General features: G+C 61.9%; 15 protein-coding genes. 5 read left to right on the plus strand and 10 right to left on the minus strand.

Features of this window, described 5'->3' with window-relative positions; translation table 11 throughout:
* Position 1 precedes the first annotated feature (1 nt).
* The 8 genes from QA643_RS34540 to QA643_RS34580 all read right to left on the minus strand — a co-directional run bounded on the left by QA643_RS34540 (position 2) and on the right by QA643_RS34580 (position 8,218).
* Positions 2 to 781: a DUF2189 domain-containing protein gene (locus tag QA643_RS34540; protein WP_283030113.1), complete on the minus strand. Its 780-nt coding sequence runs from the start codon at positions 779 to 781 to the stop codon at positions 2 to 4.
* A 233-nt stretch (positions 782 to 1,014) separates the two neighbouring features.
* Entirely contained in the window at positions 1,015 to 1,455 is a 441-nt protein-coding gene (locus QA643_RS34545; protein ID WP_283030114.1) for a hypothetical protein, read from the minus strand.
* 18 nt (positions 1,456 to 1,473) lie between these two features.
* The gene (locus QA643_RS34550; RefSeq protein ID WP_283030115.1) at positions 1,474 to 1,842 is read right to left on the minus strand and encodes a hypothetical protein; all 369 of its coding nucleotides are present in this window, start codon (positions 1,840 to 1,842) and stop codon (positions 1,474 to 1,476) included.
* 83 nt (positions 1,843 to 1,925) lie between these two features.
* The gene (locus tag QA643_RS34555; RefSeq protein ID WP_283030116.1) at positions 1,926 to 2,396 is read right to left on the minus strand and encodes a MarR family transcriptional regulator; all 471 of its coding nucleotides are present in this window, start codon (positions 2,394 to 2,396) and stop codon (positions 1,926 to 1,928) included.
* Positions 2,393 to 4,003 (minus strand): acyl-CoA synthetase, encoded by a 1,611-nt coding sequence (locus QA643_RS34560; protein ID WP_283035030.1) that lies wholly within the window; start codon positions 4,001 to 4,003, stop codon positions 2,393 to 2,395. Before QA643_RS34560 ends, QA643_RS34555 begins: the two co-directional genes overlap by 4 nt.
* Before the next feature lie 156 nt (positions 4,004 to 4,159).
* Complete coding sequence (locus QA643_RS34565; protein ID WP_283030117.1) at positions 4,160 to 5,692, minus strand: FAD-dependent oxidoreductase; 1,533 nt, start codon at positions 5,690 to 5,692, stop codon at positions 4,160 to 4,162.
* Positions 5,693 to 5,725: 33 nt separating this feature from the next.
* The gene (gene folE, locus QA643_RS34570) at positions 5,726 to 6,343 is read right to left on the minus strand and encodes a GTP cyclohydrolase I FolE (RefSeq protein WP_283030118.1); all 618 of its coding nucleotides are present in this window, start codon (positions 6,341 to 6,343) and stop codon (positions 5,726 to 5,728) included.
* 795 nt (positions 6,344 to 7,138) lie between these two features.
* Positions 7,139 to 8,218: a winged helix-turn-helix domain-containing protein gene (locus QA643_RS34580; protein WP_283030120.1), complete on the minus strand. Its 1,080-nt coding sequence runs from the start codon at positions 8,216 to 8,218 to the stop codon at positions 7,139 to 7,141.
* Positions 8,219 to 8,377: 159 nt separating this feature from the next.
* Here QA643_RS34580 and QA643_RS34585 point away from each other — a divergent pair, with 159 nt between their 5' ends.
* From QA643_RS34585 to QA643_RS34595, 3 genes are all read left to right on the plus strand, one after another.
* On the plus strand, positions 8,378 to 8,641 hold the full coding sequence (locus QA643_RS34585; protein ID WP_283030121.1) for a DUF1127 domain-containing protein: 264 nt from the start codon (positions 8,378 to 8,380) through the stop codon (positions 8,639 to 8,641).
* A 654-nt stretch (positions 8,642 to 9,295) separates the two neighbouring features.
* A complete protein-coding gene (locus QA643_RS34590; protein ID WP_283030122.1) occupies positions 9,296 to 10,270 on the plus strand; it encodes an acyl-CoA desaturase in 975 nt (324 codons plus the stop codon).
* On the plus strand, positions 10,267 to 10,722 hold the full coding sequence (locus QA643_RS34595) for a hypothetical protein (protein ID WP_283030123.1): 456 nt from the start codon (positions 10,267 to 10,269) through the stop codon (positions 10,720 to 10,722). The genes QA643_RS34590 and QA643_RS34595 overlap by 4 nt, the downstream gene beginning before the upstream one ends.
* 160 nt (positions 10,723 to 10,882) lie before the next feature.
* Here QA643_RS34595 and QA643_RS34600 read toward each other — a convergent pair whose 3' ends face one another.
* On the minus strand, positions 10,883 to 11,338 hold the full coding sequence (locus tag QA643_RS34600) for a GatB/YqeY domain-containing protein (RefSeq protein ID WP_283030124.1): 456 nt from the start codon (positions 11,336 to 11,338) through the stop codon (positions 10,883 to 10,885).
* 279 nt (positions 11,339 to 11,617) lie between these two features.
* Here QA643_RS34600 and carA point away from each other — a divergent pair, with 279 nt between their 5' ends.
* Both carA and QA643_RS34610 read left to right on the plus strand, forming a co-directional pair.
* Entirely contained in the window at positions 11,618 to 12,808 is a 1,191-nt protein-coding gene (gene carA / locus QA643_RS34605; RefSeq protein ID WP_283030125.1) for a glutamine-hydrolyzing carbamoyl-phosphate synthase small subunit, read from the plus strand.
* Positions 12,809 to 13,215: 407 nt separating this feature from the next.
* On the plus strand, positions 13,216 to 13,749 hold the full coding sequence (locus QA643_RS34610; protein WP_283030126.1) for a cupin domain-containing protein: 534 nt from the start codon (positions 13,216 to 13,218) through the stop codon (positions 13,747 to 13,749).
* Between the two features lie 11 nt (positions 13,750 to 13,760).
* On the opposite strand, the gene QA643_RS34615 is transcribed toward QA643_RS34610, so the two are convergent.
* A complete protein-coding gene (locus QA643_RS34615) occupies positions 13,761 to 14,093 on the minus strand; it encodes a hypothetical protein (protein WP_283030127.1) in 333 nt (110 codons plus the stop codon).
* Between the last annotated feature and the right edge of the window lie 164 nt (positions 14,094 to 14,257).

Consider the following 14,257-nt stretch of genomic DNA (forward strand, 5'->3'; position numbering starts at 1 on the left):
CCTATTCCTTCACCGGCGCGATGATCCGGCGATAGAGGTGCCAGGTGGTGTGGCCGAGCACCGGCAGCGTGACGACGAGGCCGAGAAAATACGGCATCGCCGAGACCGCCAGCAGGATCACGATCAGCGCCGCCCACGAGATCATCGGCAGCGGGCTCGTCACCACCGCGCACACGCTGGTGATCATCGCGGTGACGAAATCGACGTCGCGGTCGAGCAATAGCGGAAACGACACCACCGTGAGCGAGAACAGGATCAGCGACAGCGCGGCGCCGACGGCGTTGCCGATCGCGAGGAACAGCAGGCCCTCATTGGTCGTGAGCACCACCGTGATGAAATCGTGCAGGCTGGAGAAGGACGCATTGAGGCCGAGCAGCAGCGCGATCAACAGCCGCACCTGGTACATCCAGACCACGAACACGAACAGCGTCACGAACGCCATCCAGCCGATCTCGCTGCGCGTCCGCACGGTGGACCAGATCGCACCGACCGAAATCGGTAGCCCCATTTCGCGCCTGCGGCTGACCTCATAGAGCCCGATCGCAACGAACGGACCGAGCAGCGCAAAGCCGGCGGCGAGCGGATAGGCGAGATAAACCATGCCGAAGGCGGTCAGGCAGAGCAGGATCGCGATGCCGCCGACAGCATAGAACGCGCCGAAGCCGAGCCCATAGAGCGGCACCGCCTGAAAATCCCGCACGCCCTGCCCCAGCGCCTCCGCGACATCCGCCGCCGCAATGCGCCGCACCACCGGATCGGCCTTGCCGGAAACCGATGTCATGGGTTCCCTCCGTGTCGTCGGAGGTATTGAGGCAGGCGGCGCAAAAGGTGTGTTGATCTCGGTCAACATTTTGAGAGGTGACCCGCTCTTGCCGTCGTCCCTGCGAACGCAGGGACCCATACGCCGCGGCCGTCATTGTCGAAAAAAACAGACAACGACCGGCGCGCAAAAACAATTTCCGCCGGTGGTTATGGGTCCGTGCGTTCGCAGGGACGACGTCGATGTTGTCTACGTCACGCCGCCAACATGGTCGCCACGAGGGCATTCGCAACGAACAGCGCCGCATCGATGACAAAGATCCTGAGCATCGGGCCCTTCAAGACAGGCCAATAGGCCACCCCGACGCGGCCGCCGCGCAGCAGGATCGGAATGTTGTAGGCGAACTGGCTGAAGTGACACGCCGAGAAGAACAGGAACAGCGCAAGCTGCGCGTCATATGCCCCAAAGAACGGCGGGCGGAACAACAGGAGATACACGGACAACAGGCCGATCGGCAGATTCATGCCGCCGAGAAACGCCACGCTGGCCGACAAGGTCGGCGCGATCGGATTTCCGCGCTGCTCGCGCGGCACCAGTATCTTCAGCGTGTTGCCCTGGGCGATGCTGAACTGGATGAAGGCGCCGCCGAACCAGAGCGCATTGAGTAACAGGACGAGATCGGGAAGAAATCGCATGGCTACTTTCCGTAGAGGCTATTTTCCGTAAAACGCTTCGCTGCGCACCACGCGGCCGGCGCTGTCGAAGTCCATGAATTCGCTGGCGCGCGCCTCACCCAATTGCCACCACACGGTCAGGCGCGAGATCGTCTCGTCCCAGCTCCAGTTCAGGATTTTCAGGTCAGCGCTCGCGATGTGGCCATACGCCTGCCGCCAATAGGTGCGGATGTTCTCGGCGCCCGCGACCATGGGCGAGCCGGTCAATTTGAGCGCCAGCGGGCTGCGCATTTCGGCGTTCTCGGCAAAATGCGAGACGACCGCGTCGATATCGACCTTGCACCAATTGGCGCACCACGTCTCGACAAAGCGCCCCATACTAGCCCGGTCCATTGGCAGTTCGCCCATGCTCGCGCTCTCCTCCCTACGCAATAGCCAGGAAGAGATGGCACGGGGCAATTCTCAAGTCAACTATATTGACTTGAGAAGCGTCAGTTGTTGTCGGCAATGGCGCCCATGACCGCCATCCAGGCGGCCGCGCCCGCCGGGCCGACACGATCAAACGCCTCGCGCAGGACCTTGCGCTCGTGGCCCGACGCCCGCTGCTCGACGCGCTGCCCCGCTTCCGTCAGTCGCAACAATTTGGAGCGATGCTGCTCGGGCGACCGCTTCGAGGTCAGGAGCTTACGCTCCAGCAACTGGCTGAGCGGCCGGTTCACGGCCTGCTTGGAAATGCCGAGCACGTCGATCAGCGCGCCGATCGAGATATCGGGCTGCCGCGCCACGACATAGAGAATGCGATGGTGCGGGCGCGACAGGCCAAGCGTCGCAAGATACTCGTCGGCCGTAAGCGTCATGCCGCGCCAGCCGTAATACATCAGCTCTAGCGCAGCATCCAAATCGTCGAGCTTGGTGAGCGAGGCGCGGTGCAGGCCAGCGGCGCGCTTGGCAGCTTTCTTCATCCCAGCGCCCGCAATTCGCGGCGCAGCACCTTGCCCGTCGCCGTCATCGGCAGCGTCTCGGCGAACTGCACGAAGCGCGGATATTCGTGGGCGGCAAGCTGCACCTTGACGAATTCCTGGATCTCGCGCGCCAGTTCGTCGCTGGCGGCAAAGCCCGGGCGCAGCACAATCCAGGCCTTGATCGATTCGGTGCGGATCGGATCGGGAATGCCGACCACCGCTGACATCGCGACCGCCGGATGCTTCATCAGCGTATGCTCGATCTCGGCGGGGCCGACGCGGTAGCCGGCGGTGGTGATGACATCATCCTCGCGGCTGACGTACCAGAAATAGCCGTCTTCATCCTGCACGCCGAGATCGCCGGTCAGCAAAAATTCGCCGGCATATTTCTTCGCGGTCGCTTCCGGATTCTTCCAGTATTCGAGCATCGTACACGGACAGGGCTGGCGCACGCCGATGATGCCGCGCTCGCCGCGCGGCAGCTCCTCGCCGCGATCGTTGACGATGCGGACGTCGAAGCCCGGCGTTGCCTTGCCCATCGAGCCCGGGCGGATCGGAAACAGATTCGAATTGCTGCCGATCACAAGGTTGCATTCGGTCTGGCCGAACACCTCATGCGCATCGATGCCAAACGTCTCGCGCACCCAGCCATGCAACTCGCCGCCAAGCGATTCGCCGCCGGTGAAGATGCTCCGCAGCTTCAGACCGGGATTCTTCACGTTCGCCTGCCGCATCAGTTTCAGCGCGGTCGGCGGCAGAAACGTATTGCGGATGCCGAGATCCGCCATCATTTGCATCGCCGCCTGCGGCTCGAATTTGCGCGCGCGATGGCCGACTAGCGGAATGCCGTGATACCAGAACGCGAGCAGGCCGTTGATCAGCCCGCCGATCCAGGCCCAGTCGGCCGGCGTCCACATCAGGTCGCCGGGCTTGGGCAGGAAGTTGTGGCACATCTCGACATTCGGCAGATGGCCGAGCACGACGCGATGGGCGTGCAGCGCGCCTTTCGGATTGCCTGTCGTTCCCGAGGTGTAGATGATCAGCGCAGGATCTTCGGACGAGGTATCGACGGTAGGAAACACCTCGTCCGCCTCCTCGATCGCCGGCCAGAACGGCTTCGCGCCAGCGTGCGCGATGCTGGTCGTGACATAAATAGCCTGAAGATAGGGCAGCCGGTCGCGGATCTTCGAGAGCTTCTCCCACCCGCTTTCGTCGGTAATGATGGCCCGTGCACCGGAATTCGACAATCGGAATTCCAGCGCGTCCTCGCCGAACAGCGCAAACAGCGGGATCGAGATCATCCCCGAACGAAACGCCGCCAGATGCGCGATCGGCAATTCGAGCGATTGCGAGAGGAACACGGCGATGCGGTCACCGCGCACAAGGCCGTCGGCCTTCAACACGTTAGCAAAACGGCGCGAATACTCGGCAACCTCGTCGAAGGATGTGCGCGTGGTGTCGCCACTCTCATCGACATAGACCAGCGCGAGACGGCCGGAGCCGTCGGCATGGCGGTCGCAGCACGCGGTCGCCATGTTGAACCGCGCGGGAATGTCCCAGCGGAAGTTGCGGTAGAGTTCGTCGTAGGTTGCGGATTCGGTGAGCATGGTGGCGGCCTTGGCAACGTTCCCGTCATGGCCGGGCTTGTCCCGGCCATCCACGTTCTTGCTTGCTTACGGCGAGTTTAAAGACGTGGATGCCCGGGACAAGCCCGGGCATGACGTGGAGAGACATTTTGTAGCCCTGACATAGGGCGCACTGACTTAGAACAATAGCGCCTCCTCCATCGCCAGCTCGGCCTCGAGGCTGGCGACGTCGCGATAGATCGAGGCGACGGCGAGCACGCGGCCCCCGCGCTTGTACTGGACGAGGCAATCCTTGGCCGCGATGTCGCCGTCCACGGTGATTTCGTCCCATTTCTCGGCGTGACCGACATAGTTGATCGGCACGTCGTAATGCTGGCTCCAGAAGAACGGCACGGCATCGAAACGTTCCTGCTGCCCGAGCATGTTGCGTGCCGCGGTCTGGCCCTGGCGCTCGGCCACCACCCAATGCTCGACGCGGATGTTTTCCCCGGAATGCGGATCGGGCCAGCGGGCGATATCGCCCGCCGCGTAGATGCCGGGGACGCTGGTTTCCAGATAGATATCGACGGTGACGCCGCGATCGGTCGTCAGCCCCGCCTTCTCGGCCAAGCCAAGGCGGGGACGCACACCGACGCCTACCACGAGGAGATCGGCCTCGATCACACCGCCGCTTTTCAAGGTCGCGCGCTTGCCGTCAACCGCGGTGACGGTGTCGCCGAGATGGAAGATGACGCCGTGCTCTTCATGCAGGCCGCGGACGAAGTCGCCCAGTTCGGGCCCAAGCACGCGCTCCATCGGCCGCTGCTCCAGGCCGACGACGTGGACCTCGACATTTCTGGCGCGGAGCGACGCCGCAGCCTCAAGGCCGATAAAGCTCGCGCCGATCACGACGGCACGCCGCGCGCCATCGGCCCGTGCAATGATCGCACGGGAATCCGCCAGCGAGCGCAGCACGTGGACATGGGGCTGATCGATGCCCGGAATATCGAGACGCACCGGCTCCGCGCCGGTCGCCAGCAGCAGGCGGTCGTAGGGGATGGGCTCGCCGCCTGACGTCACGACACGGCGTGCCTTGGTATCGATGGAGGTCACCTCGGTATTGAGCCGGAGATCGATCTTCGCCTCGGCGTAGAAATCATCCGGCCGCAGCGGCAGCCAATCCTCCGGCGCGCTGCCGGCGAGATAATCCTTTGACAGGTTCGGCCGGTCTACCGGCGCCGCGGCGTCGCTACTCAGCATCACGATATTGCCGCGATAATCCTGGCGCCGCAGCATCTCGGCGGCCGCAAAGCCCGCCGCGCCGCCACCGACGATCACGATCTGGCCGGGCACGTCGGTGGCCGGCTGCGGCTTGATCTGCGGCCTGGGCTGTTCGAGCTTCTCCCGGACGATAACGCGGTCCTCTTGCTGCTCGACCTTCCAAACCGCGACCGGCGTGAGTGCCGGCGCCCGGACAGCTTCGCCGGTGCGCAAATCGAAACAAGCGTGATGCCAGGGACAGCGCACGCTCTCCCCGGTCACCAGGCCTTCGGCAAGCGGTCCGTGATAATGGGTGCAATGCGCGCCGATCGCAAAGATCTCCGATCCCGAACGCACCAGCAGAACTTCCTCGTCGCCGACATGGCCGAGCAACGTCGAACCTGCGAATTCGGACGGCGTGACACCCTTTGACAGATCGGGACCGGCGGGTGGCGCTTGCTGATCGGCCATGTCTTCCTCCGATGATCGTCGCGGCTTTGTTGCTTAGGTCGCCATTCCCAGAAATTCCTGACGGGTCAGCGCGTTGTCGCGAAAGCAGCCGAGCATGCGGCTGGTGACGAGATCGGTGTCCGGCTTGTGCACGCCGCGCGTCGTCATGCAGTGATGCGTCGCCTTGATAATGACGCCGACGCCCTGCGGTTCCAGCACGTCATTGATGGTGTTGGCGATCTGCGCGGTCATCTTTTCCTGGATCTGCAGGCGCCTGGCATAGACATCAACGACCCGCGCCAGCTTGCTGATGCCGACCACGCGGCCGTTCGGGATATAGGCCACCCAGGCCTGGCCGATGATCGGCGCCATGTGGTGCTCGCAATGGCTCTCGAAACGGATGCCGCGCAGCACGATCATCTCGTCATAGCCTTCGATCTCCTCGAATGTCTTCCGCAGGATTTCGACGGGGTCCTGCGCGTAGCCGGAGAAGAATTCCTCGAACGCGCGCGTCACCCGCGCCGGCGTCTCGCGCAGCCCGTCCCGATCGGGATCTTCGCCGGTCCATCGGAGGATGGTGCGAACGGCCGCTTCGACCTCGGCCCGATCGGGTTTTTGGATTTCGGACGGCCGCGCCCTTGCGCGGTCCAGTGCATGCACATTCGGATTCATCAAAATGCCTTTCCACGACGCTTGCATTAACGAGCTTGAACCCGTTGGATGCAGCGGCGGCGGAAAGGTTCCCGGGAAAAATCCGGCTGTTACTTTGCGAGGCCGATCGTAGCGCCGTTGGCGGTTGCATTCCTGGCTAGATGCAAATCGCCGAGCCCATTCCAAAGGCTGGCCACGATCAAGAGCATAAACAATACGGCGGTTATGACATAGACCTGTTCATGCGCCTACCCGGGCAAACGCAGTAGCTCGGTCACTTCGCACGCGGCTTCGACCTGCACCGCCTTTCTTTCGACCGCATCACGCAGACGCCCACGGGGTAGCATCCGTGCCTGCTCGCGAAGTCGGCTCGCTTCTTCGGCTAGCCGCACTTCAAGGGTTTTGGTCTGTTTGAAACGCCGACGCTTTTGCATGCGCTGCTCCATTGCATGATTCGAGGGAGGTGAGCGCAACGGGGTGTTCGACATTGGACGCCACAAGCCGCGCAGTGATGAACGTACGTTATCAGCCATGCAACGCCGGTCTGTTCGCTGCTTGACCGAACAACGCACATTGCTACGAAAAGCTGGAAGATGGCCGATAATCGCTCAAAAAACGCAGACTGCGCAAAGTTAGACAAATACTCACGCTGCAGAAATGGTTCGAGCTATGCGATCGCGAGGAACTGCTGAAAGGGGTGCGCCGGCCCGGTGCGTGGCTCGCCTACACGTCCAACGCTTGGGGCGCACCAATTTTGGGCAATTGTCATCTCAGCCAATCGCCAAGCTGGTATTACAATTTCGACCCGCAAGCCGATCAGCTTACATAGCCTTGGGAATTCGCGCCCATCATATTCAACGAGCGGCTACACTGTTCGATTGCTTCTTCGAATTGACGAAGGTGCAGGTGCGCAACGCAGAGAAGCCGCGCTGTGATGTTATCCTGCAGGACGGTCAGATTTGTGCGGTCGCCGTCGAATCGATCTGACCAGATATCGCGGGCCGTCTGAAGGTCAGTTAGCCATACGTTGATCCGCACCTGATTTCCGATTTGTCTTACCGCGCCCTGTACGGCCCAGCGGATGCCGAGATCCGTCCCGAGTTGTTTCAGATCGATCGACTTGTTCCTGTAGCTAAAGGCGCTCTCGCGCCCGATGACAAAGCTGGCGGGCGTTCGCGTGAGATCGGCTATCAAGTTTGTCGCGACGGCGTCGGCAAAGTAGTCCTGCTCTGGATCATTGTTGAGGTTGGCGAAGGGCAACACGATGAGCGAGAGACGAGGCGCGATCTTAGACCTGACTGTCTGTTGTGCCTGAATCTTTTGACCTTCCGAAACAACGCCGGTGGGGTCCGTTTGCCAGACATTCCAATGGGCGGCGCCGGCAATCGCGCCAACGGCGGCAATAGACGCCAGCGCCGCGCCGACGACCTTAAAATAGTCTCCGAGACGACCTAGCGAGAAACCGGATCGCCGGTTGTCAAATGTTTTTTCAGGGCGATCCGGGATCGCTACCTTCCCGGCTGCGCGGGCAAGCCTTGCAAGTTCTGTTGGGGTGCCTGCCACCGCCGCGGTTGCGCGATGCTGATCCTCATCGTGTACAGCGCCCACGAAGCGAAAGCCTTTTCGTGGGAATGTCTTGATAAGACGTTGTTGCTCGCCGGAATCCCCGATCGCGCGTCGGACGGCGTTCAGCCGGGTCGTCAGCGCCGCATCAGATACAATCCGGCCATTCCAAATCGCGTTTACGAGATCGTCCTTGCTGACAACGCGATCCCTGCTGCGGATCAAATATTCGAGCATATCGAGGACCTGTGGCGCCGTAGGCACAACATCGGGCCCACGCCGCAACTCGCGCAGGTCGGTATCCAACGCACAGTCCTCGAAGAAATAGCGCATGACACCATTCCCTCAGGCCTGCCCTCCATTCCCGAGAGCGCGGCAGCCATTTCCAGTAAGAATATGCCTTCGGTAAGGGAAATGTAAGTCTCCAGTTAAGCGCGTTGGCGCATCTTGCGGCACCTTGGCATGGTGAAACAGTCCAAACAGGACGCCGCCATGAGTATCATCAATGGAATTAACGGGCTGGCACCGGCACCGAAAAAGCGGCAGGTCTACAGTCCTTTCGAAAAATACTGGATCGCATTTCTGGAATGGCGCAAACGTGACAGGCTCCGCGCCCAATTGTGTCATCTAACGGACAGCGAGCTTGCGGACATCGGCATGACACGCGGTGAGATCGATTACGTGACATCGCACCGAGACATAGACCCCGAAGTATCCGATCGGCGAGCTGAACGTCCGTTGCCTGCCGGGGAGTAACTGCGACAGCAAGGGGGTAAGCGAGCTAGTACGAAGGAAGCGGGCGTTTGGGCCAAACATCCGCAGCGAAGACGACGGCAGACCTAATGGAGGGCCATCGTCGGAGCTACTTTGCTCTCAGCAATGGGCTTATTTCGCCGAAGTCAGTGATGCCGAGCATCCGTCCCAGCTCCAACGCTCGCGGCAAGACCCAAAACGGAGAATCCGGATCGAACGGCGCCGGCTCGCTCATCAAATTGTAGAGCGTCTTGGCGCAAATCTCTTCGAAGGCATATTGAGCCAGAGCCAGCTGATCCTCGCGTTTTCCCTGCCGCCAGGGTCTTCTTCCTAGTGTCGATAAACAGGGCGTGCGCCTGCTTGCGGCGAGGCGTATCGTTCGCCAACGCGATCAGTATTCGAAGTGTTTCCTTGTCCTCGCACCGCCTTTCAAAAGAGCGTAAGCGGTGCATGTCGGCGCCGCAGAGCGACGACATTGCATTGCCGCGGAAAGAGCTATTGCGGAATCTCTTGCTCCACATTTGCGCGGTGACCCGGCACAAAGCTCGCTTCGCGCTGTCCCGTAGCCAACGGTTCAATCTGGCGTTGCGTTTTAATGCTTCCTTTATCGTTCCCTAAGAAAATTGGACGAGGAGCACCGTCAGCACCGGAGTTTCGATGATGGGCCAGGAGCAGCACGATTTTTACAAGGTCAATTCGCTAACCAATCTGGACAAGGCGTCGCCTGTCGAAGGCACGATTGTTTGGGATGCACCGCGCTCTTTGTGGAACGGCGCAATGCTGCTCGGTGCTATCGTCCTCGGGCCGCTTACGTTTTCGTGGAGTGCGTTGGCCGTCTTTATGGTCACGGCGGGAATTACGCTTTGCGCGGGGCACTCAGTCGGCTTCCACCGGCGCCTCATTCACCGCAGCTTCGAGTGTCCCAAATGGCTGGAGAGGACGCTGGTCTGGCTAGGAACGGCGGTGGGCATGGGTGGGCCGCTGTGGACCATTCGCGTGCACGACAGCCGGGATTGGGCGCAGCGCCAGGCCGATTGTCATCCGTTCCTCGCGCACCGGAGAGGCTTCTGGTTGGATGGCCTGCTTTACCTCCATGGACGACTTGTCCTGAAGCATCCTCCAGGTTTCGATCCTGGTCCGGGAATTGCCGATGATCCCTTCTATCGGTTTCTCGATCGCACCTGGATGTTGCACCAGATTCCGATCGCTCTCATTCTCTATTGGCTCGGCGGGTGGCCTTTTGTCGTGTGGGGCGTCTTTGTGCGCGTCGCAGCGTGTACGACCATGCATTGGGGAATATCCTACTTTGCGCATACGCAAGGTGAGCAGGACTGGACCGTCGACGGCGCGGTAGTCCAGGCGCACAATGTGCCATTGATGGCTATTCCGACGATGGGAGAGAGCTGGCACAATAACCACCACGCCTTCCCGGGTTCTGCGCGACACGGGCTCTATCCCGGACAGATCGATCTCGGCTGGGAGTTCGTGAGGCTGCTGCGCGCCCTCGGCCTGGCATGGAATGTTCAGGTGCCCGCGGAGCTGCCGCCCCGCCCTGGAATAAGCCCGGTCCGCGCCCGCTCGCTTTCGGTCTGTGCGCCCGGCCAGGCGGAAATTTCAAGAGTCCAATTATGACGACTGCGGCTGAGGCCCTCGCCGCTTATTACGCGGCGAATGGCATAGACGCTGATCCCGCTCGCACCGCGACATGGACTTGTAAGATAGGGCCGGCGTCGATTGAATTTCCAAACTGGAAGTGGCGACGAAACGCCATCACCCGGCACGACCTCCATCACATTCTCACCGGCTATCCATGCACGATGACGGGAGAGATGCAGATGGCCGCCTGGGAGTTTGCTGCCGGACGCTACCGGCACTGGGCTGCGACACTGTTCTGCCTGCCTCTGGCGCTGATGGGCATCATATTGGCACCACGGAAAACCGCGCTGGCGTTCAGAGCAGGTTTGATCTCGACAAGCCTTTATGGCTCCGAACTGGATCTCAATAAGCCGCTCGCCGCGTTGCGAGCAGAAATCGCAACGCGCGGTGGCCGACGTCCCACCAGTTATCCGACAGAGACCCCGTGAACGAACGCGCATGAACATGCGTGCGGTCACTTTGCCGACATGGCGTGAGAACCGGCTTAAGTCGCATCGGGCCAAAATCCGAAGCACTCAGGTTGTGCGCACTGCCGCGCCGGAAGCGGACTCCCATCCAGCCATTCTCGAGTACCTGTCCTAGATAAAGCTATCCTGACAGCGCCGCCTTCACGAGCCCGCTCGCCTTGCCGAAATCCATCTGGCCGGCGAACTTCGCGCGCAGCACGCCGATGACCTTGCCCATGTCCTTCATGCCGGCGGCGCCGGTCTCGGCGATCGCGGCTGTGATCGCGGCCTTCACCTCGTCGTCCGACATCTGCTTGGGCAGATAGGCCGAGATGACGGCGATCTCCTCGCGCTCCTGCGCGGCGAGCTCGGCGCGGCCGCCCTTCTCATAGAGCTCGACCGATTCCTGGCGCTGCTTGATCATCTTCTGCAGCACGCCAAGGATGTCCGCGTCGGAGAGCGGCGGCTTGCCCTGCCCGCGCGCCTCGATGTCGGCGTTCTTGAGCGTCGAGTTGACCATGCGCAGCGTGGAGAGCTTTCGCTCGTCCTTGGCCTTCATGGCCTCCTTGACCGCGTTGTTGATGTCGTCGCGCAGCATGGTTGCCTCACTGAAAATGGCGCCGCCAGAGGGCCCTTGGTCTATCGGAAGATCGCGCGTCTATATAGGTGCCGGGCGCCCCGCGCCACTGGCATCGTCGAGGCCGGAACGGGCGGGACCGGCCCGAATTGGTCAAGCCGGGACCAGCCGGTTTCCGGCCGATTTGGTCCAAACCGCCGGGGTCGCCGGTCAAATATGCGGTAAACGCATGTGAATCCCCCGGTTTTCTGGCCTTCCGGCTTTGACGCGCGGGGGCGCTTGCGACTATGAAGTGCGCTCATGACAACATCTGAAAACGCCTCAGCCTGGCCGGACCACAAGCCGACCGCGCTCCTCGTGCTTGCCGATGGTACCGTGCTGGAGGGCTTTGGCCTCGGCGCGGAAGGCCACGCCGTCGGCGAGGTCTGCTTCAACACCGCGATGACCGGCTATGAGGAGATCCTCACCGACCCCTCCTATGCCGGCCAGCTCATCACCTTCACCTTCCCGCATATCGGCAATGTCGGTACCAACGAGGAAGACATCGAGACGGTGAACATGGCAGCGACGCCCGGCGCGCGCGGCGTGATCCTGCGCACCGCCATCACCGATCCCTCGAACTACCGCGCCACAAAACATCTCGACCAGTGGCTGCGCGCCCGCGGCATCATCGGCCTTTCCGGCATCGACACCCGTGCGCTCACCGCGCTGATCCGCTCCAAGGGCATGCCGAATGCCGTGATCGCGCATTCGAAGAGCGGCAAGTTCGACCTGCACGCGTTGAAGGAAGAGGCGCGCGAATGGCCGGGCCTCGAAGGCATGGACCTGGTGCCGATGGTCACCTCCGGCCAGCGCTTCACCTGGGACGAGACGCCGTGGGACTGGCAGAACGGCTTTGGCCGCCAGAACGAGCCGGAGTTCAACGTGGTCGCGATCGATTACGGCATCAAGCGCAACATTTTGCGCCTGCTCGCCGGCGAAGGCTGCAAGGTCACGGTGGTGCCGGCGACGACGTCGGCCGAAGACATTCTGGCGATGAAGCCGGACGGCGTCTTCTTGAGCAACGGCCCGGGCGATCCGGCGGCAACCGGCAAATATGCCGTGCCCGTCATCCAGCAGGTGATCAATTCGGGCACGCCGACCTTCGGCATTTGCCTCGGTCACCAGATGCTCGGCCTCGCCGTCGGCGCCAGAACTAAGAAGATGCACCAGGGCCACCACGGCGCCAACCATCCGGTGAAGGACGAGACCACCGGCAAGGTCGAGATCACCTCGATGAACCACGGCTTTGCCGTGGATCAGGACACCTTGCCCGAGGGCGCGATGCAGACGCACATCTCGCTGTTCGACGGCTCCAATTGCGGCATCGAGCTGAAGGGCAAGCCGGTATTCTCGGTGCAGTATCACCCCGAAGCCTCCCCGGGCCCGCGCGACTCGCACTATCTGTTCAAGCGGTTTGCGGATTTGATGCGGCAGAGGAAGCGGGCGTAGGACGGTCTCGTGCCCCGGATGCTGCGCAGCGCCATAAGCGCGTTCACGCGCGTCTTCGACGCGCTATGGCGATGCGCTGCTGATCCGGGGCCCATCTTTATCAATCCCAAACAATGGGTCCCGGCTCTGCGGCGCAGCGTTGCCTGACGATGCTGCGCATCGCTAGGCTGCACCGCGTCCGGGACACGATGGCAACATGCCTGGTTTTCGAGATTCCGAAGGGAACGTGGGGCGCGTACGGCGATTTAAATGATACTGTCGTAGGGTGGGCTGAGCCACCGGGTCGCGCGAACGCGCGCCCGATGACAGGCTCCGCGAGCCCACCATGCTGCGCGGCGAGAGTTTGGTGGGCACGTCGCTAACGCTCCTTTGCCCACCCTACGATTCCGCGACCAGCGGAGATAACCATGTCCGTCGTCAACGCCGATATTGAGCCGCTTACCTTCGTTTTCGAGGACGACGGCCTTGTGCCCAACAATCCGCTACCATTCCTCGTCTACAAGGGCGCGGTGGACGTTGCGAACGATCATCCGGAAAAGACCATCGAGGGATTGTTCGGCGCCAACGGCTGGGGCGCGATGTGGCGCAACGGCGTCTATGACTATGTGCACTACCACGCCACCGTGCATGAAGCGCTCGGCGTCGCCCGCGGCCGCGCGCGCGTCCGCTTCGGCGGTAGCAGCGGCGAGGAGCTGGAAATAACGCCCGGCGACGTCGCCATCCTGCCGGCCGGCACCGGCCATCAATGCGTGTTCGCCAGCCCGGATTTCTGCGTGGTCGGCGCCTATCCGCCGGGGCCGCCGATGCAGATCACGCGGCCGACGCCGGAGAACCACGCGAAGGCATTGAAGACGATCCCGGAAGTGAAAGTGCCGAAGACCGATCCGGTGCGCGGCGAGGATGGACCGCTGGTGCGGCTATGGACCCGCCGCGCGCGATGAGACGGAATTCGTCATCCGCTCCGGGCGAGCGGGAATTTCGGCTCCGCCACCGCCGCCGTGTCAGCCGGTGAGACCCGCATCGCCGCGATCCGCGCGACGAACAGTCCGATGACGAGATTGGTGCGCTCGATCTCCAGCTTCTCGCGGGCCGGCCCGTTCGGGACGCTCGCACACATTGCCTTGATGCATTCCAGCGTGCGCGACAGTGAATCGACCACCGCATAGATCGGCTCGATCGACGGCACGGCCGCTTGTGGGCCCGGCGCGTTCGCGGCCACCTGACCGGAGGGACCGGCTCGATGGCCGGACGATGTCACGTCGCGAAATTCAATAATTTTCTGCATCGCAGGATTCCAAACTCGACAATTATGGGCTCAAACGTTGCTATTTTTTACCGCGCAATCAGCTCACCGGGCCGCGTTGCATGGTAGCGGCAATCTCGTCCAAACACGCTTAAATTGACTATCGGAATCCCGCAGCATTTTCTTTATGCACATGCCATTTGCAT

Origin of the sequence: Bradyrhizobium sp. CB3481, assembly GCF_029714305.1 — a bacterium.
Classification (GTDB): domain Bacteria; phylum Pseudomonadota; class Alphaproteobacteria; order Rhizobiales; family Xanthobacteraceae; genus Bradyrhizobium.